General features: G+C 59.6%; 20 protein-coding genes. 11 read left to right on the forward strand and 9 right to left on the reverse strand.

Going from position 1 to position 24495, the window contains the following annotated elements; all coding sequences use genetic code 11:
- The first annotated feature begins 16 nt into the window (after positions 1-16).
- Together NAT23_RS05110 and NAT23_RS05115 are read left to right on the forward strand one after the other, a co-directional pair.
- Positions 17-319 carry a putative quinol monooxygenase gene (locus NAT23_RS05110; RefSeq protein ID WP_251926135.1) on the forward strand — a complete coding sequence of 101 codons (303 nt, stop codon included), beginning with the start codon at positions 17-19 and terminating at the stop codon, positions 317-319.
- A 77-nt stretch (positions 320-396) separates the two neighbouring features.
- Positions 397-1305, forward strand: a complete 909-nt coding sequence (locus NAT23_RS05115; RefSeq protein WP_251926137.1) for an AraC family transcriptional regulator — start codon at positions 397-399, stop codon at positions 1303-1305.
- Positions 1306-1444: 139 nt separating this feature from the next.
- Here NAT23_RS05115 and purL read toward each other — a convergent pair whose 3' ends face one another.
- Complete coding sequence (purL, locus tag NAT23_RS05120; RefSeq protein ID WP_251926138.1) at positions 1445-5341, reverse strand: phosphoribosylformylglycinamidine synthase; 3897 nt, start codon at positions 5339-5341, stop codon at positions 1445-1447.
- A 194-nt stretch (positions 5342-5535) separates the two neighbouring features.
- Between purL and mltF the strand changes: the two genes are divergently transcribed.
- Together mltF and NAT23_RS05130 are read left to right on the forward strand one after the other, a co-directional pair.
- On the forward strand, positions 5536-6999 hold the full coding sequence (mltF, locus tag NAT23_RS05125) for a membrane-bound lytic murein transglycosylase MltF (protein WP_251926140.1): 1464 nt from the start codon (positions 5536-5538) through the stop codon (positions 6997-6999).
- Entirely contained in the window at positions 6956-8914 is a 1959-nt protein-coding gene (locus NAT23_RS05130; RefSeq protein ID WP_251926142.1) for a GGDEF domain-containing protein, read from the forward strand. The genes mltF and NAT23_RS05130 overlap by 44 nt, the downstream gene beginning before the upstream one ends.
- A gap of 6 nt (positions 8915-8920) precedes the next feature.
- On the opposite strand, the gene tadA is transcribed toward NAT23_RS05130, so the two are convergent.
- Complete coding sequence (gene tadA, locus NAT23_RS05135; protein ID WP_251926143.1) at positions 8921-9379, reverse strand: tRNA adenosine(34) deaminase TadA; 459 nt, start codon at positions 9377-9379, stop codon at positions 8921-8923.
- Between the two features lie 61 nt (positions 9380-9440).
- Between tadA and NAT23_RS05140 the strand changes: the two genes are divergently transcribed.
- Positions 9441-10292: an acyl-CoA thioesterase gene (locus tag NAT23_RS05140; RefSeq protein WP_251926144.1), complete on the forward strand. Its 852-nt coding sequence runs from the start codon at positions 9441-9443 to the stop codon at positions 10290-10292.
- 3 nt (positions 10293-10295) lie between these two features.
- On the opposite strand, the gene NAT23_RS05145 is transcribed toward NAT23_RS05140, so the two are convergent.
- Positions 10296-10736, reverse strand: a complete 441-nt coding sequence (locus NAT23_RS05145; RefSeq protein ID WP_251926148.1) for a DUF4385 domain-containing protein — start codon at positions 10734-10736, stop codon at positions 10296-10298.
- A gap of 202 nt (positions 10737-10938) precedes the next feature.
- On the opposite strand from NAT23_RS05145, the gene NAT23_RS05150 reads away from it, so the two are divergent.
- Together NAT23_RS05150 and NAT23_RS05155 are read left to right on the forward strand one after the other, a co-directional pair.
- Positions 10939-11667: a YebC/PmpR family DNA-binding transcriptional regulator gene (locus NAT23_RS05150; protein ID WP_251926149.1), complete on the forward strand. Its 729-nt coding sequence runs from the start codon at positions 10939-10941 to the stop codon at positions 11665-11667.
- Positions 11668-11843: 176 nt separating this feature from the next.
- The gene (locus NAT23_RS05155) at positions 11844-13292 is read left to right on the forward strand and encodes a flagellin N-terminal helical domain-containing protein (RefSeq protein ID WP_251926150.1); all 1449 of its coding nucleotides are present in this window, start codon (positions 11844-11846) and stop codon (positions 13290-13292) included.
- A 9-nt stretch (positions 13293-13301) separates the two neighbouring features.
- Here NAT23_RS05155 and NAT23_RS05160 read toward each other — a convergent pair whose 3' ends face one another.
- The 3 genes from NAT23_RS05160 to NAT23_RS05165 form a co-directional block, all read right to left on the reverse strand.
- Positions 13302-14807: a TonB-dependent siderophore receptor gene (locus NAT23_RS05160; protein ID WP_350028306.1), complete on the reverse strand. Its 1506-nt coding sequence runs from the start codon at positions 14805-14807 to the stop codon at positions 13302-13304.
- 6 nt (positions 14808-14813) lie between these two features.
- Positions 14814-15410: a TonB-dependent receptor plug domain-containing protein gene (locus NAT23_RS14795; RefSeq protein WP_350028307.1), complete on the reverse strand. Its 597-nt coding sequence runs from the start codon at positions 15408-15410 to the stop codon at positions 14814-14816.
- 141 nt (positions 15411-15551) lie between these two features.
- On the reverse strand, positions 15552-16382 hold the full coding sequence (locus NAT23_RS05165) for a helix-turn-helix transcriptional regulator (protein WP_251926151.1): 831 nt from the start codon (positions 16380-16382) through the stop codon (positions 15552-15554).
- A 270-nt stretch (positions 16383-16652) separates the two neighbouring features.
- Between NAT23_RS05165 and NAT23_RS05170 the strand changes: the two genes are divergently transcribed.
- The 3 genes from NAT23_RS05170 to NAT23_RS05180 are packed head-to-tail and all read left to right on the forward strand — an operon-like array spanning position 16653 to position 18426.
- The gene (locus NAT23_RS05170; protein ID WP_251926152.1) at positions 16653-17639 is read left to right on the forward strand and encodes a nucleoid-associated protein; all 987 of its coding nucleotides are present in this window, start codon (positions 16653-16655) and stop codon (positions 17637-17639) included.
- 47 nt (positions 17640-17686) lie between these two features.
- Positions 17687-17905: a hypothetical protein gene (locus NAT23_RS05175; RefSeq protein ID WP_251926153.1), complete on the forward strand. Its 219-nt coding sequence runs from the start codon at positions 17687-17689 to the stop codon at positions 17903-17905.
- Entirely contained in the window at positions 17902-18426 is a 525-nt protein-coding gene (locus tag NAT23_RS05180) for an MFS transporter (protein ID WP_251926154.1), read from the forward strand. Before NAT23_RS05175 ends, NAT23_RS05180 begins: the two co-directional genes overlap by 4 nt.
- Positions 18427-18518: 92 nt before the next feature.
- Here NAT23_RS05180 and betC read toward each other — a convergent pair whose 3' ends face one another.
- Positions 18519-20033: a choline-sulfatase gene (gene betC, locus NAT23_RS05185; RefSeq protein WP_251926155.1), complete on the reverse strand. Its 1515-nt coding sequence runs from the start codon at positions 20031-20033 to the stop codon at positions 18519-18521.
- 478 nt (positions 20034-20511) lie between these two features.
- On the opposite strand from betC, the gene NAT23_RS05190 reads away from it, so the two are divergent.
- The gene (locus NAT23_RS05190; RefSeq protein ID WP_251926156.1) at positions 20512-20772 is read left to right on the forward strand and encodes a hypothetical protein; all 261 of its coding nucleotides are present in this window, start codon (positions 20512-20514) and stop codon (positions 20770-20772) included.
- On the opposite strand, the gene NAT23_RS05195 is transcribed toward NAT23_RS05190, so the two are convergent.
- Both NAT23_RS05195 and NAT23_RS05200 read right to left on the reverse strand, forming a co-directional pair.
- Positions 20756-22225 (reverse strand): chemotaxis protein CheW, encoded by a 1470-nt coding sequence (locus tag NAT23_RS05195; RefSeq protein WP_251926157.1) that lies wholly within the window; start codon positions 22223-22225, stop codon positions 20756-20758. The two genes, NAT23_RS05190 and NAT23_RS05195, sit on opposite strands and share 17 nt — an antisense overlap.
- A 1-nt stretch (position 22226) precedes the next feature.
- A complete protein-coding gene (locus NAT23_RS05200) occupies positions 22227-24338 on the reverse strand; it encodes a methyl-accepting chemotaxis protein (protein ID WP_251926158.1) in 2112 nt (703 codons plus the stop codon).
- Positions 24339-24495 lie beyond the last annotated feature (157 nt).

The following is a 24495-nucleotide window of genomic DNA, read 5'->3' on the forward strand; positions in this document are numbered from 1 at the left end:
CAGAAGGGAACCCCTCGTGAGCACTTCAGCCGTCATCATGACCCAACGCTACACCGTCGCCTCCGACGCCCTGGATGACTTCCTGGCGATGGCCCGTCACGACGCCGATGAATCACTCGCGTTCGAGATCGGCTGCGAACAGTTCGAGCTCGATACCGCAGGCGACGGCGACACTGTCGTGACCTTAACGGCCCGCTTCACCGACCGCGCCGCCTTCGAACACCACACGCACATGCCCCACTATTTGCCCTACCGTGACGGCGTTAACGAGATGCTGACCGCCCCGCTCGAACACCATGTCGAGCCTGCCAGCGCGTGAGCCCACCCGCGCCCGAAAGATCGGGCGCGCCTCCGGCAAGGCCAAGCCCGTCTCAAATGCTTGAGGACACTTCCAGCATGTGTGCCACCGAGGACAGCCCGTCGTTGAACGGCCAGCGGCTCGAGTGCCTGATCGAGCGCATCGACACTCACGCCAGGCAGGAAGGGATTCAGCCGACCTCAATGGCCGCGCTTCAAACCATGCGCCTGCACACAAGCCAATCGCGCCAGCCCCAACTCTATGAACCGGGTCTTGTGATCATCGCGCAAGGGCGAAAGTACGCCCACTTGAGCGACCGCACGCTGTACTACGGCGCTGGGCATTACCTGATTCAGGCCATGCCGCTGCCGTTCGAGTGCGAAACGCGTGCCAGCGCGGACGCCCCACTACTGGGACTCTTGATCCGCATTACCCCCGAGCGGCTGACCACACTGGTTCGACACCTGCCACCACCGGCGCCCGAGCCACCCTACCCGATGGAGGCCATCGCACTCGACGATACGCTGATCGAGAGCCTGCTTCGCCTGCTCGACTGCCTCGATGACCCGGTCATGGCGGCGGCGCTCGGTGAGGACCGCCTGCGGGAAGCCATCTTTCACGCGCTACGCGGCCCCCAGGGCGACGCGCTCAAGCACCTGCTCTATCAGCAGGGGCAACATGCCTACGCGCGCATCGGGCGCGTGCTCGAGCATATTCAAACCCAGTTCGATGAGGCGTTTTCGGTCGAGGCGCTGGCGCGTACCGTCCACATGAGCACGTCCGCGTTCTATTACCATTTCAAACAGATCACCGGGCTGTCCCCGCTTCAGTACCAAAAGCAGGTGCGACTCCTGAACGCCCGCCGCCTGCTGGCCCAGGCCGAACAAAACGTGAGTTCGGTTGCGCGCACGGTGGGGTATCTGAGCCCGTCCCAGTTCAGCCGGGAGTACAAGCGCTACTTCGGGGTATCCCCTCAAAAGGATGCTCGCCCCACGCCGGTGGCCTGACGACCGCGCCCCTCGATTAACCAGACCACCTCGCACCCGAAACAAGCGCGCCCCGAAACAAGCGAGCCCGAAACAAATGAGTCCCAAACGAAAAGGGCCGCACTGGTGTGCGGCCCTTTCAACGCTGATGCGCGGCGTATTACTTAAGCCAGGTCCGTGCGTTACGGAACAGACGCATCCAGCCACCGTCCTGAGTCCAATCGTCCGGACGCCAGGAGTTGGTAACCGCCCGGGCAACCCGCTCCGGATGGGGCATCATGATGGTGACTCGTCCATCCGTGGTCGTTAGGCCGGTGACCCCTGACGGCGACCCGTTGGGATTGGCCGGATAACGCGTGGTGATCTGGCCGTGGTTGTCGATGTAGCGCATCGAGACGAGCCCGCTGTCCTGAAGCGCTCGAAGCTGATCGCTCGAGGCCTCGACCCGGCCTTCGCCATGAGCGACCGCCACCGGCAGGCGTGAGCCCTCCATACCGTTCAAAAACAGCGACGGCGAGGACTCGACCTGAATCATCGACACGCGCGCCTCGAACTGCTCGGACTCGTTACGAACGAATCGCGGCCAGTGCTCGGCGCCCGGAATCAGCGATTTAAGCTGCGACAGCATCTGACAGCCATTGCACACGCCAAGCGCCAGGCTGTCATCTCGGTTGAAGAACGCCTCGAACTCATCGCGTGCCCGGTCGTTGAACAGGATCGACTTGGCCCAGCCGCCGCCGGCGCCAAGGACATCACCGAACGAGAATCCGCCACAGGCCACCAGTCCCTGCATCTCGGCAAGCGACACGCGACCGGAAAGCACATCGCTCATGTGCACATCAATAGCCTCGAAACCGGCGCGGTCAAACGCCGCCGCCATCTCCATGTGACCGTTGACGCCCTGCTCACGAAGCACCGCCATTTTCGGGCGAGCGCCGCTATTGATAAACGGGGCGGCCACGTCCTCATCGACGTCAAACGACAGCTCCGCGAACAGGCCCGGGTCGCGCGCGTCCAGCAGGCTGTCGTACTCGGATTTGGCGCACGCCGGGTTATCGCGGCGCGCCTGCAACTGATAGCTGGTCTCCGCCCAGATGCGCTGAGCTTCCACGCGCGTGGATTCGATCAGAGGCTCCCCGAAGAGCGCCACACGGATCACATCGTCCTCACGCGGGTGTGCCACCACCCCACAGGCGCCGTCAAACCCTGCCGCATTGAGCTGGGCCAGCACCGCTTCGGTGTCCTTGCGGCGGACCTGAACCACGGCACCGAGCTCTTCACTAAAGAGCGCGTTGGTGGCCTCGGCCGGCGCCTCGGCGAGCCAGTCCAGATTGATATCGAGGCCGACATGGCCTGCAAACGCCATTTCGACCAGCGTGGTCAACATGCCGCCGTCAGAGCGGTCGTGATAGGCCAGAAGCGCCCCCTCGGCGTTCAAGCCCTGCATGACCGAGAAAAAGGCCATCAGATCTTCAGGGTCATCAACGTCCGGCGTCTCGGCGCCGAGCTGACCGTAGACCTGAGCCAGCGCCGAGCCACCAAGGCGATTCTTGCCACGGCCGAGATCGATCAGAATCAGATCGGTCTCGCCTTCACCGCGCTTGAGCTCCGGCGTCAGCGTCTTCATGGTATCGGTGACTGGCGTAAAACCGGACACGATCAGCGACAGCGGTGAGGTCACCGCTTTTTCACGGTCGTCATCGTTCCAGGCGGTACGCATCGACATCGAGTCCTTGCCGACCGGAATCGCAAGCCCAAGCGACGGGCACAACTCCATGCCCACGGCGTGGACCGCCTCATAAAGCGCCTGGTTTTCGCCCGGATGGTCCGCAGCGCTCATCCAGTTGGCCGAGAGCTTGATGTCGGAAAGCCGTTCGACCGGCGTGCCGGCGAGGTTGGTGATGACCTCGGCCACCGCCATTCGGGCCGACGCCGGCGCCGAAATCAGCGCGGCCGGTGTCCGCTCACCCATCGCCATCGCCTCACCCGCGTGGGTGTCGTAGCCTGCTGTGGTCACGGCGCAGTCCGCCACCGGCACCTGCCAGGGGCCAACCATCTGATCACGTACGACCTGCCCTGTGATCGAGCGGTCACCGATGGTGATCAAGAAGCTCTTGGACCCGACCGCCGGCAGATGCAGCACGCGGGTCATCGCCTCGTGAAGGTCGAGATTATCGAGCATGACACCGGCAAGCTCATGCGACTGCCGAGTGAATTCACGGTGCATCTTGGGCGTCTTGCCAAAGAGCAGGCTCATCGGCAGGTCGATGGGCGAGGTATTGAAGTGGCCATCCCTTACTTCCAGGTGATGCTCTTCCATCGCTTCGCCGACGACGGCGTAGAGGCAGCGCTCACGCACGCACAGGGCATCGAAGGCCTCGAGCTGTTCGGGCGCCACCGCCAGCACGTAGCGCTCCTGCGCTTCGTTGCACCAAAGCTCCAGCGGGCTCATCCCGGATTCGGCGCTTGGAATGTCTCTGAGCTGGAACAGCCCACCCCGATCGCCGTCCTTTACAAGCTCCGGCAACGCATTGGAGAGCCCCCCGGCGCCGACGTCGTGAATGAACCGAATCGGGTTGTCGTCACCCATACCCCAGCAGCGGTCGATGACTTCCTGGACACGACGCTCCATCTCGGGGTTTTCACGCTGAACGGAGGCGAAATCAAGGTCTTCGCTGGACTGGCCTGAGGCCGTGCTCGAGGCCGCGCCGCCGCCGAGGCCGATCAGCATGGACGGCCCGCCCATCACGATCAGCTTGGCGCCAACCGGAATCTCGCGCTTGTCCACGTGGCCGTCACGGATATTGCCGTAGCCGCCGGCCAGCATGATCGGCTTGTGATAACCACGACGTTCGACGCCGTTGCCGCTGATCACATCCTGCTCGTAGGTTCGGAAGTAGCCGTTGAGGTTGGGCCGGCCGAACTCGTTGTTGAACGCGGCGGAGCCGATCGGCGCCTCGATCATGATGTCCATGGCGCTCTTGATGCGCCCGGGCTTGCCGTAGTCGAAGGCCTCCCACGGCTGGACGAACTCGGGAATGCGCAGGTTCGAGACCGTAAAGCCGGTCAGACCCGCCTTAGGCTTGCCGCCAATGCCGGTGGCGCCCTCGTCTCGAATCTCACCGCCGGCACCGGTCGCGGCACCAGGGTACGGCGCGATCGCGGTCGGGTGGTTGTGGGTTTCCACCTTCATCAGGATGTGAATCGGTTCCTGATGGTAGCCATACGTGTGTGTGTTCGGCGCCGGGAAGAACCGGCCGGCCGTCACACCCTTGATGATCGCGGCGTTGTCACTGTAGGCAGACAACACGTTCTCGCCGTTTTGCTGATGGGTGTTGCGAATCATCTTGAACAGCGAGTGCGACTGCGCTTCGCCGTCGATCGACCAGGAGGCGTTGAAGATCTTGTGCCGGCAGTGCTCGGAGTTGGCCTGGGCAAACATCATCAACTCGACGTCGCTCGGGTTGCGTCCAAGCTGGCCGAAGGCCTCAATCAGGTAATCGATTTCGTCGTCGGCAAGCGCAAGCCCCAGAGTTTGGTTGGCCGACTCCAGTTCACCGCGCCCACCGCCGATAACATCGACAAAGGCAAGCTCGCGCGGCGGCTGTTCCTCGAACAGACGCTCGGCCTCGCTGGCCTCGGCAAGCACGCTTTCCGTCATACGGTCGTGCAGGTGACCGAGTACGGCATGCACGGTCTGGTCATTCGGTTCGGTTTTGAACGTGATATCGTAGGCGATGCCCCGCTCGATGCGGGACACACCGTCCAGGTTGCAGTTACGCGCGATCTCGGTGGCTTTCGATGACCACGGAGATAACGTGCCCAGCCGGGGCACGACCAGTACGTGATGACCAGAAGGCGCAGGCACATCGACGCGGGCATCCAAAAGCGAGGTCAAGCGCGCCAGGGCCGCCTCGTCAAGGTCGCGCCGGGTGGCAATGAAGTACGCGTATGTCGCGTCAAGATGATCGATCTCGGCACCCGTTTCGCGTAACACGCTCAACAATTTGGCATGACGAAAGGAAGAAAGGGCACTCGCGCCTCGCAGTTCGAGCATGACGAAGGAAGCCTCTGCAGCAGCATGAATGAAAAGTCATTGTCCCGAAGGTCTCGGGTCGCGGGGGGCATGATACTCGAAAGCCGCCGTCGAGGCGAAACGAGATGTCGTGCTGGCGCGACAATGCATCCCTTTCACGCAGGAGCCCAAGCACCCGTGACGCCTCACGCATTCAACGCCTTCGGTACCTCATCATGATCGGCGCCCTTCAACGCTGGCTTTTGAAAGGCTCGCCGGGCCTGATGCCGTTTCTGGCCATGGCGGGTCTCATGGCGATTCCGGAACACGCGTTCGTAAAGCGCGACGCCAGTCTCGAGCCGATCAAGAAACGCGAGTTTCTGCAGGTCTACAGCCGCAATACGCCAACCTCGTTCTATGAGGGGCGCCAGGGCTCGACCGGCTTTGAGTACGAACTTTTTCGCCGCCTCGGTGACCGGCTTGGCGTTCGCCTGGCGGTCGACCGCGAACACAATATCGCGGGCGTGCTGAGCGCCGTACGTCACCACGACGCGGATCTCGGGGCGGCGGGCCTGCCGCTCGCGCCGGGCACGCCCGGCGTGCATTACAGCAAGCCCCTGATGAACGCACAGCCGCTGGTGATCTATCACCGCGGCGACCGACGCCCGACAACGCTTGAGGATCTGGCTGATCTCGACGTGGTCGTCCTGGCGAACTCGGGGCCGGGCAAGGCCCTTCGAAAGGCTCAAGACCAGTTGCCGACACTGAGCTGGAAAGAAACCTCGACGCTTGAGGTCACCGACCTCATGCAACTGATCAACGACGGCCGACTGGACGCCGCCGTGATCTTCGACCATCAGTTCCGGCTAAACAGACTGTTTTACCCTCAGGTCGAAAACGGCTTTCCGCTTGGCCCGCCTCAATCGCTGGTGTGGGCCTTTCCTGCGAAGGGAAGCCTCGGCCTGGTCGAGGCGGCCAACCGATTCATCGACCAACAGCGAAGCTCAGGCCGCCTGCTTGCGTTGATTCATCAATACTTCGGCGAGGACAATTACCTCGAATACGTCGGTGCCCGCCGGTTCAATCACCAGATCAAGACCACCCTGCCCCGCTACGAGGCCCTGTTCAAAGAGGCCAGTGACGACACCGGGCTCGACTGGAAGCTTTTGGCGGCGCTTGGGTATCAGGAATCGCACTGGAATCCGAACGCCGTCTCGCCGACCGGCGTTCGCGGGCTTATGATGCTGACCCGACCAACGGCTCGCCGAATGGGTATTGCAAACCGGCGAGACGCCGCTCAAAGTATCGACGGCGGCGCGCGCTACCTGAAAAGCATCAAGGCGCGGCTGCCGGATGGCCTTGAAGAGCCTGACCGTACCTGGGCGGCGCTTGCCTCCTACAACATCGGGCTTGGCCACATTCTCGACGCGCGAAAACTGGTTCGGCTTCAAGGAAAGAACCCGGACACCTGGGAGAACATCAAGGCCGCACTGCCGCTTCTCCAGAAACGCCATTGGTACCAACAGGTTGCCCACGGCTACGCACCTGGACATATCGCGGTGTATTACGTTCGAAATATCCAGCGCTATTACGCCATGCTCGATTACGTGACCCGTAATCAGCGACGGTTTTCACCACCCAATCGCATCAAGGACGATGACCAGCTCCCTGATTTCAATACTGTTCCGCCGGTGGACTGAACTCGCGCAGCTCGTTGCTGCGTTGCTCATTGTCGGCGCATTCGGACAGGAACCGATCCTGTCCAATGGGCTGCTCTGTTTCGGCGGCCTGCTGTATCTAGCCCTTGGACGGCCCTTTTTTCGCGCACGTCTCCGGCTTTCGCGCGCGCTTAATGTCGGTTATCTGGCATTGATCGTTCCAATACTTGCCTGCTACGTGATGCCGACCAGCTGGGTCAATCAAGAGCAGTGGCACAGCCTGTTCGACCGCGTAAGCTTTGGCCACCTGACGTATTACGACCAACCGGCCCTGATCGGGCTACTGGCGATCATTTTGTTGGCGTTTTACCGGAGCGGTGGACGTTTTGCGCGGCTCTGCGCGCCGATGATCATTGTCATGGCGGTCACGCTGCTCACGCTTCAGTTCTATCTGCAGGCAAACGACACGCTGCACGAGGTTCGGCCATTGCCGCTGCCGCTGCTGGCCGGCCTTCTCTTGATCGCGCTGTCGAAAATCGATCCGCGCCTTCTGAGGCGGCGCTATCACCCCTACCGCCCGACACTTACTGCGCTGATTCTTGGGGCGTTTGTCATGAGCACATCGCTTGTGTACTGGCATTATCAGAACGTTCAAATGCAGTACCGCTTGAACAGCGACTCTCGGACCATCAGTAACGACGTCCTCGAGCAGCTCGATCAGGCGCTGGAAAGCCACGATCAGTCGATGGAGCACCTCAACCGTATCTGGAACATGCTCGATCAAGCGCCGACGCAGGCCCAATGGCAGGCGATCGTATCGATCTACTTCGATACGTTCACGTTTGAAAAGGCGCTGGCCTTCGTTTCGCCCTCCGGCGTGATCGAGCGCTACCAGAGCCGCGGGGCAGCACATGAGGACGTCATCGGTAAACCGCTCAGCGCGGTAGCCCCGCCCCTTGATGCCCATGAGCCGGACTTTTCACCCACCACCTCAAGCGATACACAGATCGTGCTGCTTGATGGTCAGGTGCCAAGCCTCATGTATTACTTTTCAAGCCATTCGCAAAACGGCCACGTGATCGGCGCCACCGTCAGCATTCTAAGCATTCCGGCGCTGCTTGATTCATTGAACGATTACCTGAGCGAACACCGGGTCGCGCTGAGCGTCATCCTTAAGGGCGATACGCTCTATAGCCGGGCCCCGAGCGAGAAGATCAGCGACCTTCGCTACTGCAACATGCTTGCCATCGGCGACTCCGGGCTGACGCTTTGCACGGCACCGACCCAGAGATGGCTTGCAGACGAGCATGGCAACCTGGCCGATATCGTACTGGTCACTGGCCTGATCTTCGCGCTGATGACCTTCGCGCTTGTACGCCTCAACCGCCAGATCAACGATCAGCGTCACAAGGCGCAAAAGGCCAAGGCGCGGCTGGAGCAGGAAATCGAGCAGCGAAAGCTCCTTCAGTATCAGGTGGAGTGGCTGGCCCACCACGACGAACTGACCGGCCTTGCCAACCGGCGTCACTTCATCCATCAGGTTCAAAACCATCCGTCACGCGCCATCGCGGTCGCCATGATCGACATCGACCACTTCAAGGCCATCAACGACCGCCTCGGCCACCATCAGGGCGACCGTTTCCTGAAAGGAATCGCCTCGGCGCTTTCAAGCTCGGTGTCACGCTACCAGGGCTCGCTTGCCCGCTACGGCGGGGAAGAGTTCATCGCGCTGTTCGCCCAACACGAGCTCTGCCCAGGGGCACTCGAAAAGACCATTCGCGCGGCCGTGGATGCCACAGGGCTGATTCATCCGCTGACCCAACGCCCGGTGACGGTCAGTCTCGGCGTGGCCCTGGGATTTCAGGAAGACATCGAGCAGTTGATCATTCGCGCCGATGAAGCGCTCTACCGCGCCAAGCAGCAGGGACGAGATCAGTTGGTTATTGCCAAGGAGTGACCGAATTTACTCGGCGCGACGTGTCTTGAAGAACTCGGTCAGAAGTCGCTTGCAGGGCGTGGCCAGTACCCCGCCCTGATGGTTGACCCGATGGTTGAACCAGGGCTGATCGGCAAGATTCGCCACCGAGGCCAGCATGCCGGTACGCGGTTCACGGGCGCCATAGACCACGCGCTCGATGCGGGCGTGGATCATCGCGCCCAGGCACATCATGCACGGCTCGAGCGTGACATAGACCGTGCACCCCTGAAGCCGGTAGTTACCGCACTCGGCCGACGCCGCTCTCAGCGCCTGGATTTCGGCGTGGGCAGTCGGGTCGTGATCGCGACGCGGCGCGTTGTACCCCGCCCCGATGATTACGCCCTCGGCGTTCACGACCACCGCCCCGATCGGCACTTCTCCTTCGGCCAGAGCCAGACGCGCCTGATCCAGCGCACGGTGCATAAAGAATTCATCACGAGCCATCTACGCTACACTTTCGCTAATTCATGAGCCCCCAGTGTACTCGACCCTATGGGGCGTCATCATGACCGTTTCTGTTCTTACATCGATGTTTTCGGAGTTGACCATGTCAGACCCGCTCGACACCCTGACCCGGCTCATGAGCCCGGCACCACTGTCTTCTGACCGTTTTCAAGGCCAGAGTCAGGATCTGGGACTGCCCCAGCTGTTCGGGGGCCAAGTGCTGGGACAAGCCCTTTACGCCGCCCAGGACAGCGTCGACGAAGACCGGGTAGCCCATTCCCTTCACAGCTACTTTATCTCAGCCGGTGATCCACACCGGCCGGTCGACTACGCCGTTGAATCCCTGCGCGATGGCGGCAGCTTTTCGACCCGCCGCGTCGTCGCCACCCAGGGCGATACCACGCTCTTTATCTGTAGCGCGTCGTTTCAGCGCGCCGAATCCGGCCTCAGCCACCAGCATGACCACGAGGCACTGACCATGCCGGAGGATCTGATCGATGCTGGCGCAAAGGTTACCCGCTATCCGGGCCAGCACCCTATCGAGTTTCTAAACGTTCCCACGAACGAACCCACGCGCCACCAGCACTGGTTTCGACTGAACGGACACACCAGATTGACACCGGTACTCTCCCAGGTGCTTCTGGCTTACTGCTCGGATTTCTATCTGCTCGCCACCAGCCTGAAGCCCCACGACCGCGACTTTCGCGACTCTGACCTTCAGATCGCAAGCCTTGACCACGCGCTCTGGTTTCACGAGCACGCCGACCCGACCGACTGGCTCCTGTTCGATATGACAACGTCCTGGACCGGCGGCGGACGCGGTCTATGCCAGGGGGCACTCTACGACCGCTACGGCGTACGCGTAGCGACCGTCATGCAGGAAGGTCTTATCCGGGTGAAAAGCGCATCCTGAGGCTTACTTTGACTGGCGTTTTTTGTGCGCCTCCTTGAGCGCTTGATAGTGCGGGTCAGCCTTGGCCTTTTTCAGATAACTCATGAAGATTTCGGCCGAGCGGGCTTTTTCGGGGTCGTAGTAAGGCGTGTCATCTGCTGGCTCATTTGCTTTCGCGTTCTTGCGTCCGCCCTTGTTGCGGGCGTAGCGCTGTGAGCGGGTATAGCCCATTTGAAGGTACTTGCGAGCCATGTCCATACCGACAAACTCATCGCGCTCGCCGTAGTCCAGAAACTTTCCGTAGATCATCTTCGCGGACTGCTCGGCGACGTCCGGGGTCTTGAACTGCCAATGCGGCAACAGCTCCCCCTTATAGGGCTGAACCTTAAACACACCCTGCTCCCCGCGGCCGATGCGGTACTCTTGCGGATGGGCGCGATAATCGATCGGGTCTTCGACACTCATGGGCACTCCCTTGCCATGATGAAAGTGTGCAGGCGCCAGGGCTCAGACAGTACAAGCACGTTCGCCTGTCGACTAAAGGTAGACCCACCCGCCTGGAACGCACCACCGCATCGCTCTGCCAAGGCTTTTGCGCGCATAGGGCTGCCAAGCCCGGGTAACTTAAGTAGAATCCCTTCTTTCACTCACGTGATGGACACACGACATGGGCAGAGCCTTTCAAAACCGCAAAGAGTCCATGGCCAAGACAGCTGCGGCCAAGACCAAGGTGTACAGCAAGTACGGTCGAGAAATTTACGTTTGTGCCAAAGCCGGCGGCGTTGACCCGAACAGCAACCTCTCGCTTCGCAACATGATCGATCGCGCCAAGAAGGATCAGGTGCCAACGCATGTCATCGACAAGGCGCTCGATAAGGCCAAGGGCGGCGGCGGCGAGGACTATTCGCCAGCGCGCTACGAAGGCTTCGGCCCGGGCAACTGCATGGTGATCGTCGAGTGCCTGACCGATAACCCCAACCGCAGTTACGGCGATGTTCGGGGCGTGTTCACCAAGAACAAGAGCAAGATCGGTACTCAGGGTACCGTCAGCCACATGTTCGATCATTGCGCGATCTTCTCGTTCGCAGGCGAGGATGAAGAGGCGGTGCTCGAGGCACTGATGGAGGCCGACGTCGACGTCACTGACATCGAATCCGAAGACGGGCATATCACGGTTTTCGCCCCGCATACCGATTACGCAAAAACCCGCCAGGCCCTGCAGGACACGTTCGAGGGCGTCGATTTCGACACCGATGAAATTCAGTTTTTGCCGCAGACAACAACCGCCATCGCAGGCGATGACGTCGCGCAGTTCGAGAAGTTCATCGATATGCTCAATGACCTCGAAGACGTGCAAAACGTCTACCACAACGCCGAGTTGCCCGAGGAACACTGAGCCGCTCGGGGCCCGTGCATGGCGCGGGCTCCTCGCTTTCCAACGATTGACGCACGCCGTTTTTGGCCACGCCCTTGTTTGATACGGACAGCGCCTGCCGCCACGCAGCCCGCTCAAGTTTCGCCTGAAGTTGCCGCTAGTTGGGGAAGACACTCATTAGCGTGATAATAACTACTATGGCGACGATCTCAACGAATCTGCTTTCGCTGTCCACCCAACAGCATCAGATGCGTGCACAGAACCAGTTGTCGAAGGCCATCGAACGACTGTCCACCGGGCAACGCATCAACTCCGCATCCGACGACGCGGCCGGTCAGGCCAAAGCGAATCGCATGACGGCCAACATCAACGCCGACCGCCAGATCGGCCGCGGCATCAACGACGGCATCAGCCTTGCACAGACCGCCGAAGGCGGGCTCGACGGCATCAACGGGCTTTTGCAGCGCGCCCGCGAACTGGCGGTGCAATCGGCCAACGGCACGTTGTCGGACGACGACCGCGCCGCCATCAATCGGGAGTTCTTCACCCTGCGCGATGAGATCGACCGCATCGCCACAGACACCGAGATATTCGGCAAGACCCCGCTTGCCGGCGAGCCCAAGCTGACCGGCACGCCGCTTGGCAATACGCCTCATGTGGTCGACGTCTTCGATGACGGCAGCCAGAGCTACTCATCAGGCGTCAAGGCCATCGCCTATGTGCCGGCAGGAACAACCAATTTCCAGCTGACCATCAACTCCTACAATCAGGACGATGATCTGCAGGTATTCACCGCCGACGGTAAGCACCTGGTGGGTACCCCCCTTGAGGGCGCGACGGCTGACTATACCTGGTCACACAACGGCGTCACCGATCGCGCGACCGCCACCAGCCAACTGCTGACCGAGGCCGATGGTTTCGACAGTGGCGCCACCTACGACGACAGCAATTTCGTCGACGCCACCGGCAGCTACAACAGCGGCGGCGCGGTGAGCAACACCTACAACGGCATGACCATCACCTACACCGGCGACGGCGATCGCACTGCGGCAACCACGGACGGCGAGTTCAACAACGGCCGTCTCAACGGCGCCGAGGCGTCTCAAACCGTCGAACAGATCACGGTCGATACCGTCAGCGAAAACCTTCTTCTGTTCGTCTCCGGGGAAGGATCTTTCACCGCCAATGCCACCTGGGACACGCTCCCCGAGACGCAGTACGCCGACGGCATTACCCCGACCAACACCGATACCGAGATCGTCATGAACGCCGATTACGGTCAGGCGCTCGACACACTGACCATCGAATCGACCCCGGCCGACAGCGAGGCCCTCGGCATTGCCGGTACCGCCCTCGACCCGATCGAGAAAGCCCGCGAGGCCTTGGCCGAGCTGGATTCCGCCATGCTCACCGTCGATGGCTACCGAAGCCAATACGGCGCAGTTCAGAACCGGCTGGAAGGTGCGATGGATGCGGCTACAAACCGGGCAACGATCACTGAAGCGGCGCGCTCACGCATCATGGACGCGGACTACGCGGTCGAGGCCTCGAACATGACTCGAGCACAGATCGTGAGTCAGGCAAGCAACGCCATGCTCGCCCAGGCCAATCAGACGCCGGAGGCCATGCTGAGCCTGCTGCAGTGATGGGCGTGGTTAAAACTGATAGTCCACGGTCGCGGTCAGGCTGCGCTCGGCTCCAAAGTAGCAATACGATAAGGAGTTGCAGGCTGCCACGTAGGATTTATCCAGCAAATTTGCAACATTGATACGAATCGAGGCATCATTCAGACCAAGCGCACCCAGCCCCGCGCCAAACGCTGCATCCACCAGCGTATAATCCGGCACCCGTTTGATATTGGCACGATCGGCCTCGATGCCTCCGACGTAGCGCACGCCGAGCCCTACGTTTACGTTATCGACGTCAGAGAGAGTGTAAATGCCCCAGGCACTGGCCTGATGCCTGGGCGCATAGACCGCCTGGTGGCCCTCTTCACTCTCATCATCGCTTTTCGAGTAAGTAATGTCGGTATAGCTATAGCCGGCCTTGAGTGATAGACGAGGCGTCAGCTCCACATCCGCTTCAAGCTCTACCCCCTGTGAACGAATCTCACCGACCGCGCGGTACGGATCCGACGGTTGCTCCTTGGTCGCCACGTTTTCCTGAGTGATTCGAAACAGGGAAGCGGTGTAGAGATCCGAGGTGCCCGGCGGCCTGAACTTCAGGCCCCCTTCCCACTGTGTGCCTGTCATCGGCTCGAGCAGATCGCCCGACTCATCGACAAAGCTGGTGGGCGTAAACGCCGTGTTATAGCTTGCGTACGGCGCCAGGCCGCTATCGAATCGGTACAGGAGCCCGGCACGGCCGCTGAACTCCGTCTCATCGAGCGTACTGTCATTACTACCAAGGCGGTCCTTGTTCTCGATCTCGACCCGATCCAACCGCCCCCCAACGGTCGCATGCCAACCGCCATAGGCGATTTGATCCTGTATATAAATCCCGGTCTGACTCAGCTCATGGCGCTCGCGGTTGGTCACCGTAAAGTCTCCCGAAGGTCGTGCGCCATAGCTGGGGTTGAACGCATCGAGTGCGGGAAAGCTGCCCGAACGCCAGACAACATCATTGGCACGCGTTTGATAGTCAAGCCCGAAAAGTAGTGTATGTTCGACGTCGGCGTGTTCGAACCTCATTTCGAGCTGGTTATCCAGCGTCCAGGCCTGCAGCGATTCCCTGGCCCCTGAGTAGAAACGTTGTAGCGTCGTCGAGTCTGGCGAGCCCCACTCGTAGCCATAGACTTGATCCATATCGACGTCGGAATCAAGGTAGCGAAACTTCTGGCGCGCAATAGCGGCATCGGAAACGTAGTGCGTAAGGCTATAGCCCACCATGCGCTGCGTGCGCTCAAACCCGTCGAAAGCCTCTTCGCCATCGAAAAACGTATTATCGATGTGGCGGCCATTATGTGAGGTCACGGCGCCATCATACGGTACGCCGGAATGATACCCACCTTCAGGGTCCTTCTGGAGATAAGCCATGAAGGTCACACTGGTATCGTCGGTCACATCCCACGTGAGCGAAGGCGCGAATGCATAGCGTTTTTCCTCGACAGGGCCAAACTGGGTATCCCGCGAACTGCCCAGACCAACCAACCGATAGGCCACACGGCGCTAGTCGCCGAGAGGTCCGGAAAAATCGAACGCCATACTGCGTGTCGCGTTGTTATCAGCACGTACTCGAAGTGCGTTGCGAGCCTCAAACAGTGGTTTCTTGCTGGTAAGCGCCACCAGACCGCCCGGAGAAGAGCGGCCATACAGCACGGAAGCCGGTCCCTTGACGATGTCGACTTGCTCAAGAAACCACGGGTCGATCACCATCGAACTATAGCCATTGGTGTCGCCCATGATCTTTAAACCATCAAGAAACGTGTTACTGAGGCTGCCGTCGGAAAAGCCGCGCATAACAAGATAATCGTAACGATTAGATGCCCCGACCTGATTGGCAAAGACTCCTGGCGTGTATTCAGCGGCATCCCCGATGGTACTCACTCCTCGAGCATCCATCTCTGCCCTGTCGATCCGGGATACTGATTGAGGCGTTTCGATGGAGAGTGTCTCGGTCTTGGTCGCAGCTTCGCCGACCACGGTCATGGTCTCTCCACTCGCCGCTGCCATCACAGGCCAGGCATTACCGATCAAAAGTCCAGTAAGTACTGGCGTGGAAAGAGTAGTGATGCGCCCATCTTCACGCGCTTTTCCCTGAGTCATATTAATGGCCTTCACCCATTTTATGCGACCGGCGCCCAATCGCCGGCCTTCCTTTTTTATGAGTGAGAATTATTATCTTTTACAGATCCATCGGCTTTTGCGCGATGCCGAGATCCTAATGCGAGATGACGACGATAGAGGCTAAGAGCGATGAGCAGCCGGCCGCGCATTTGTCGGAGCATGCCCAAAGCGACGACGGTAGGCGGTCGAAAAATTGCCGACGTGACCGTAGCCGACCACGTCGGAGACCCGCTGAACACTTGCGCCACTCATGAGAAGCTCATGCGCTCGCTGAAGCCGTACTTCTCGTAGATAGCCGAACACCGAATAACCAAATGCCGTCCGGAACCGAGAACGAAGCGTGCTCGAACTCATACAGGCGCGCTGTGCGAGAACCTCGAGCGAGTGTGGCACCTGCCAATGCGTTTCCAGATGCTGCCTCAATGCCAGCAGCCGGGGGCAGACGTCGGCCGGGAATCCGTTCACTGGTGCAAAGGGCTCGAGAACACCCGCTAGTTGACGGGCAAGCCCACAGATTCGGATATTGGTACGATCACTCTGTCCGGTGTCGAGCCATTCACTCAAGGACAGGCAAAGACCTGGTGAGATCGGTACGGTTTGAAGTCGATTTCGCCAAGCTGGAAATGCACCCAGCGCAGCCAAGTCCTCAAGCGCGGCCCAGCCGGAGGACATAATGGTCAGATTAACGGCTCTCAGTCGTGATCGCGGCGGATGATAAGCACTAAACGCTTGGTAACCGTCATAACACAGCACCGCCCCCTGCCCGACATGCAAGTGACACCGCCTGTCCCCAAGCGCCAAGTCCGCCTCACCCTCGAGGAAGACCACCACGGATACATGCGGTTCAGTGGGCGGCCGGGCGTATGTGGCAATCGCACAGTCAAGCGATAACCTGGACCCGACCAGCTGTGCCCCCACCCAGGGAGTGACCTCCATAACCTGGCCACGCACGGGAACAGCTCTTCCCCTCGATCCCGCCATACCCTGAGCCTCGAACCGATGACGAACCGGATAACGTACTTCGAAACGTGATAGATCGACCGGTGACATATCAGCTTTTCGGGGTACTCGTGTCGCTCGACATTCCATTAAACACCCTCAAACGATAATACGTATCGTTTATTATATCTCGAATGTGCGCTCCCTACCGCCCATTTACCTCGACAATGACTTAACTGCTATCATCGCGCCCCGACCACACGCCATAGGGACGCTGCCACCATGCCGATTCTCAACAGTTCGATGCATCGCCTTGTCGATGCCGACGATACCCCCACTCTGGAACCGGCATCCGAAGAGCAGCCGCTGGATAGCCGACTCGACACCCTGCTCAATACGGTGCTGCACGCGTTCAATGGCAAAAGCCGCGGCTTCGGCCACGCCGATGCGCCGCCGGCCGACGCCACCCTTCTCGGCCAGCTTGCGCACTACCGCGCCGAGCGCATCGACTTCATGACGTTTTCCACCGAGGTGAGCCGTTCGCTGGTTGCTGCACTCGGCGAGCAGCTTCGGGGCGATGGCTACCTCTGGGTCGTGCACTACCGCCATGGCGATACCGAGTATCTTGCGCTCATGCAACTGCTTCGTCGTGAGGGGCTCTCACTGGATGACTCGGGTAACCTCACAACACAAAGCTTGATCAACACCAGCCAGTTGCCGCTGGCCGTACGTGTGGATCTGACCCAATGGGCCCGGGAGGGCAGCCGCAATTACGTGGCGTATCTGAAGGCCAGCAAGAAACTCGTCGAGGCGCTGACGCCCTGGATCGGCTGTGAGGAAGGCGCCGACGCCGGTAATGAGACGCGCATGCTGCTCAAGGCGTTCAGTGACTTTGTCGAACAGGAAGCCTTCGACGATACCCAAAGCCGCGACTCCACCGACGCGGTGGTCAACTACGCAAGCGATCAGGCCGCTGCGGGCAAGCCGATGGCTCTTGATGATATTTCCAGGCTGGTCGACGAAACCCGACCCGAGGCCTTTTTCGACTACATTCGAAACAGCGATTACGGCCTGTCTCCCGACGTCCCCGCCGACAAAAAGACCATCAATCAGTTCAAGCGCTTCACCGGCCGCGCCTCCGGCGTCTCGATCAGTTTCGACTCGCACCTGCTGGGCGACAGTATCGAGTTCAACGAGGCCCAGGACCGGCTCATCATCAAGAAAATTCCGGAATCACTAAAAACGCAGCTACTTGACCGCAAGCGCTAAGCGCCAACTAGGCTGTGTGAACCGCCGTTTCACACAGGGAGCCTGCCATGCACCGCTCGAACGCCATTGCCCTCGGTGGGGCACTGGCCACCGCGATTTCATTTGGCCCGGCGCGCATGGGGTTCGGCCTGTTTCTGCCGCAGTTTCGCGAAGAATTCACGATCTCGACCCAGCAGGCGAGCTTTATTGCCAGCGCCGGCTTCGCCGGTTTTTTTATGGCGCTGATTCTCGCCTCACTTCTGGTCGCGCGCTGTCGTTCGGCATGACCAATGGCATTTATCTTTCGTTCGCGGTGACCGAGGTCGGTGAGGCTGGCGGCCTTCCGGGCCTCAAGGAGGCACTTTCAGGGCCGGTGCTTTACATGAGCTTCGGCGTGGCCGGGCTTCTTGGGTTATTTACAGCCGAGCTCAATCAGCGCCTGGGCATTGCCGCCCTGGTCGCGGGCATCTTTCTTGCCTCTGCTGTTTCGCTGGCCCTTATTGGCATCGCACCGGCCACCTGGGCGGGGCTTATCGTGTCGGCCGGGCTTCAGGGCATGTGCGTGATGATGCTGAGCGCGATCTACTCCTTCTGGAGCAACAATCTTTTTCCCGCACTGGCAACGCTTGGCTTCACCGCCGTTCTGACCGTCTTCGCCTTCGGCAATATCGTAGGGCCGGCACTGGCCGGTGCCCTTGCCCCCATGACGGGCATAAGTGGCGTGTTCCTGATGTCGGCGGCCGTCTCGCTTGCCACGGCGCTCGCGTTTTTAATCCGACACCTCCGCTCGGGCAGTAACGCAGTCTAATGTATCTACCTAAAAACGCCCCGTGCCAGCCGGCACGAGGCGTTCTTTGATCGCCCATTATCAAGGCGACACACTGTCAGGGCATTACCGGCTCATTCACCCCGCGGAAACCGCTGTGACTCTTCCACTATGTTGAGATCCATGTGGTTACGCATGTAACGCTCGGATGCAACCTGTAGCGGCTGGTGATCCCACGGGTAGTAGTGACCGTTACGCAGCGCTTCGTAGACGACCAGTCGACGCGCCTGGCTTTCGCGAATGTCGGCGTCGAAGCGGGCCATATCCCACTTTTCCATGACCATCTTGGTGAACTCAGTCAGAGTGTCTTGATAGTCCGGGTCGGTTGCGAGATTGTTCTGTTCGTTCGGATCGTCTTTCAGATTGAACAGCTGCGGCGGATCGATCTCACAGTGATTGAATTTCCAATCGCCCTTACGGATCGTGACCAACGGCGCATAGGTACCCTCGGCAGCGTACTCCATGTAGACCGGAGATTCGCGCTTTTCGCCGTTGAGCAGCGGAACCAACGACTCACCGTCGGTCCAATTCGCGATCTCGCTCATATCCACACCAGCCAGATCTGCAAGCGTCGGATTGATATCGATGGCGGAAACCGGCGTCTCGATCAGCTGCGGCTGGATGCCGGGGCCGCTGATCAACATCGGAACGCGCGAGGAACCTTCGAACGGGCTCATCTTGAACCACAGACCGCGCTCACCGAGCATGTCGCCATGGTCAGAAACGAACATGATGATGGTATTATCGAGCTGGCGCGTGCGCTTGAGCACATCGAGAATGCCGCCAATCTTGTCGTCGATGTAGGACAGGTTCGCGAAGTAGCCACGACGTGCCCGACGGACGTGTTCCGGCTGAATGTCGAACTTAGTGTAGTCGTTGGCCTCATAGATACGCTTGGAGTGCGGGTCCTGATCTTCGAAAGGCACTTCTGGAAGCGTCGGTTCGAGGTGCTCGCAGTCCTCGTACAGATCCCAAAACTTGCGACGTGCAACATAAGGGTCATGGGGGTGAGTGAAGCTCACGCACATTGCCCAAGGACGCTCTTCATGACCACGCGCTAAATCAAACAGCTTCTGTTCGGCATGGAAGGCGACTTCATCGTCGTATTCCATCTGGTTGGAGATTTCGGCGACGCCTGCGCCAGTTACGGAGCCCAGGTTGTGGTACCACCAGTCGATACGCTCACCCGGCTTACGATAATCCGGCGTCCAACCGAAATCCGGCGGATAAACGTCGGTTGTCAAGCGCGATTCAAACCCGTGGAGCTGATCCGGGCCGACAAAGTGCATCTTGCCGGAAAGGCATGTGGCGTAACCAGCGCGACGCAGATGGTGCGCCCAAGTCGGAATGCTGGACGGGAACTCGGCGGCGTTGTCGTAAACACCGGTGCGCGAGGGAAGCTGGCCGGACATAAATGCCGCTCGGCCGGGCGCGCACAGATAGCTTGGCGTGTAGGCGTTTTTGAACCGTGCAGAGCGCTTGTAGAGCTCTTTTAAGTGAGGCATGTGCAGAAAATCTGCAGGCCCGTCTTCAAACAAGGTGCCATTGACCTGATCGGCCATCAGAACCAGAACGTTGGGACGCGTCATGTGGATCTCCGTGTGGCTATTGTAATGGACTACTAACGGATGCGTTTCCGATGCACCCTAAAATGAGGCCTATTCGCAGAAGTGACCAACGATATTTAAAGCCGCTTAGCCCAAGCTCAGCTTGGGCTTGATCGATGCCGTTTAAGAATATCCCATACGAGATGCGCGCGCCTTAGTATTTGCAGAATCGGTCAAACTCTACGCACGTTCAGTAAACGTGAGCACATGGTCAAACCGCCATACTGCCTCTTGAGCAATCACACACGACATCGTCGTTCGGATTCAGACTAGGAGGACACCATGCATTATCACACACTGGATAACACAGGCCTGCTTGTGTTCGAGCTGTGTCTTGGGCCATGGCCTTTGGCGGCCAGGGGGAGCTCTTGAGCAACATGGGCGGGCTTTTACAGAAAGAAGCCGACGGGCTAGGACCAAGCCAGCGCCTGCATCACGGTAATGCAGAAGATGGCCGGCTATGAAGGAGCAAGGCGCAGATTGCGCTGGCCTACTCCTGCACCAGCTGGACGTCCCAAGCGTGATTGTCGGCGCCAAACGCTCGGAACAACTGGCCGACAACCTCGCGTCGATTAACGTGCGTCTTTTTGAGGAGGAGCTTGCGCGCCTCGATCAGGTCAGCGCCCTGCCCGCCGAATACACGGACTGGATGCTTGAGCGCCACGGCAGAGAGTGCAAAGGCGGCGCCATCGTCGTACAACGCTTCAGAGATCGGCACTGACAAAGTTACAGCACACGTCCTCGGTTTCCCTGGCAAGTAACCGAGCCAGCGCCTGAAGGCACAAGACCGACAGTACTTTCTGGTGACTTCCACGCCCGATCGAGACCAGTCGCTTGCAGCGCTCGATCGGCGGCGCGCCGGTCTTGTTATCACCCCGCCATTGAATGATGAGGCTGTCCGAGGGCGCGTCGATGTATTCGATGCGCCGCGTCGTATCGATCATGAACCCGATCAGGAAGCGCTCGCAGCGAACCACCAGCACGTGTGAGGCGGGTTTGGGAGTCACGATGCCCAGCAGCCGACGCAGGTCCACCAAATTGACCGACTGCCCTCGCAGCGACATGCTGCCGACCCAGCCACGCTCGACATCGGCCGCCGGCAGATACGTCTCTGGCATGGCGATGACCTCCTCGAGCTGATAAAGCGGGGTCACGAACTGCCCCTGCGCCTTGAAATGCATGAACGGGAACCGCCGCCAGGGCGTCTGGCTCGTCTCGCTGATTTGTTCGGCGCGCGCATACATACCGGCAATACTGATGAGATCGTTCATCTGGGCAAGCCCCGCTTCCGAAACCAGCAGGGACTCCCCAAGCGTCGCGTGAGGCAACAGCCCAGTGAACAGATCCCGGCCCTGAGAGGAATCGGCCAGAGGCAGAACGGCCGCCTCCTCGAACTCCACCATACGAATCACTCGGTCGACAAAAATCGCGAAGCGATAGCCATTGACCGCCAATACCACCATCGACTTCCCCTGCTGGCCAGCAGGCGCCCGATACCCCAGAAGACGAAGCGGGCTGAACAGCGCAAGCGACGTTCCGCGAAGCTCGACCGTTCCCACAAAGCCCGGAACGTCGATTACCGGCGGATGCACTGTGGGCCGCACTTGAATTTCACGCACCATGTGCGATGGCAGGGCAAGCTGCATATCGTGACAGCCGACCAAAAGCGCCTGTGACCGTGTGCTCGCGCCAACATGGGCGGACACATCGACGGTGTCCTGCTCGATGGAGGTGACCTGAATGCCATCGAGCGCCAGCAGCGCATCGATATCCAACAGATATACGGGTTCGCCGCTGTCGGGGTCAGTCAGTGCAGCCGGGGTCAGCGCTGCCGCGGCGGTATCGTCCTGCCCAAGTGGCTCCGGCACCGCATCGACCACGTCCATCACTCGATCGACCCGAAGGGCCACCAGCTGACGTTGGTGCTGGAGCACGATCAGCACCGCAGGCCCAGTGGTTGCCGGCAGCGCCAACAGCGCGCATAGATCGATCACCGGCAGTCTGAGTTCGCGCAGGCGCACCATGCCCAGTACGAACGGCTCCGGCCTCGGGGCACGGGTCAACTGCGCCGGATTGGGTACGATTTCCTGCACAGAGGCAATATCGAGTGCCAGCCGACTGCCGCCCACCTCGAACAGGCAGAATCGACCGCGCTCCCCTCGCGAGCCGCTCATGCTATCGAACCTCCTTGATATAGCCCTCACCGTTTTCGGACGTCGCCTCATTCAACTGATGGATCGAACGTTCGACCAGCGCGGCGTTTTCGAGCTGCGCCTGCGTCGCCTGAGTGATTTCATCGATGGAGTGGCTGGTCGATTCGATGCCTTTGACAATACGTTCGAACGAGGACAGCGCCTCTCGCGTGACCGAATGCCCTTCTTCAACTCGCCGATTGGATTCGCTGAGAAGCCGGTCGATGCTGCGGGTGGCCTCCGAGGATTTTTCGGCAAGCTTTCGCACTTCATCGGCGACAACCGAAAACCCGAGCCCATGCTCGCCGGCACGGGCCGCCTCTATTGCTGCGTTGAACGCCAGCAGATTGGTCTGGTTAGCGATGTCGCCAATCACCTGCACGATCGCGTCAACATCCTCCGAGGACTTGCGGATCGCCTCCATGACTTCGGCCGAGCGTTCGAGTGTCTTGGCGCCCTGATGGGCTTCATCCCGATTGGTCGCGGCAAGTTTCTGAGTCAGCCCCGCATTTTCGGCAATACCATTGATCGAGGCATTTAGGCTGACCACGCTTTCACTCATCGACAGCGCCTGATCGCGAATGCGCTCCTCGAGGCGCACCTGTTTTGAAATGTCGGTGGCGAACTTGATGATCTTGTAAGGTTTGCCGTTGGCGTCGAGAATCGGGTTATAGGTGCCCTGAATCCAGACGCTGCGCCCGAACTTGCCAAAGCGCTGGAAGCGGCCGCTGAAAAACTCGCCCTTGGCCAGTTTTTTCCAGAAATCCCGATAATTTTCGCTTTGAACGTACTCGTTCGAACAAAAAATACGGTGATTCTGGCCTTTCACTTCGTCGAGGCTATAGCCCATGGTGTAGAGGAAATTTTCATTGGCCGTGAGAATGTTGCCGGTCAGGTCGAACTCGATCACTGCCTGAGCACGGTCGATTGCATCAAGGCGCCCCTCCAGCTCGGCACTCTGATGTTTTCTCTCGGTCACGTCGGTGGCGAACTTGACGACCTTGAACGGCCGGCCTGACATGTCGAAGATCGGGTTATAGGTGGCCTGAAGCCATAGATCGCCCCCATCACGCTTACATCGCTTGAACTCGCCACTTTTGAACACGCCCCGACCCAGTTCATCCCAGAAGCGGGCGTATTCGCCGCTTTCGGCGTAGCGCGTGTCGCAGAACATGCTGTGGTGCTGGCCCCGGATCTCATCAAGCCGATAGCCGGTAGCGCCCAAAAAGAGGTCGTTGGCGTCCAGAATGTAGCCGGCCATGTCGAACTCGATTACGGCCTGAGAGCGCTTGATGGCATCAACCTTGCCTTCGAATTCGGCGTTTTGAAGCTTGCGTTGGGTAATGTCTTGGGCAAACTTGACCACCTTGTAGGGGTGGCCGCTTGCATTCAGGATCGGGCTGTAATTGGCATGCAGCCACACTTCCTCGCCGTTTTTACGAAGCCGTTTGTAGACGCCCTGTACGTGTTCGCCGCGGCCAAGCCGGGTCCAAAAATCGCCGTAATCGGCGCTTTGCCAAAACGTTTCTTCGCAGAACATGCGGTGATGCTCGCCGAGCACCTCGTTGGCCCGATAGCCCATGGTTTTCAAAAAATTGTCATTGGCGGCAAGCACGATGCCGTCGAGATCAAATTCGATCATGGCTTGAGCACGGCCGATGGCCTCGACCTTACCCTCGAACTCGATATCGTGATTTTTCTGCGCGGTGGTGTCGGAGGCGAATTTTACGACGCGAATCGCCTCGCCCTGTTCATTGAGGACCGGGTTGTAGGTCGCTTGCAGCCAGATTTCCCGCCCCCCTTTGCCAATACGTCGATATTCGCCGGAATCGAACTCGCCCCGTCCGAGTTTTTGCCAGAAGGCTCGGTACTCAGGCCGACTGATCTCATCGGAATCGCAGAACATTCGATGATGCTTGCCCTTGATTTCATCAAGCTCATAGCCGACGCAATCGAGAAAATTCTGATTGGCGTCGACGATGATGCCTTCTGGGGTGAACTCGATGACCGCCTGTGACCGGTCAATCGCCGCTCGAAGGTAATCCTGCTCCTGACATGGGTTCTTATGCTGCTCGCTGTTGAAGGCGCTTGTCATGACCGTCGCTATCCTTTTCTGATGACATGATGACGTCAGCCGTCTGCTGCAAAGCGCCGCAAAAGGCACGCTGCACTCTTTAGACGGGTGCGAATTGACAGCTATATCGACGTGAAGAACGAAGCCTTTACCCGTGGGCGGCTTTGCGTATGTCGCA

The organism is Larsenimonas salina, from assembly GCF_023736155.1.
In the GTDB taxonomy this organism is placed as follows: domain Bacteria; phylum Pseudomonadota; class Gammaproteobacteria; order Pseudomonadales; family Halomonadaceae; genus Larsenimonas; species Larsenimonas salina.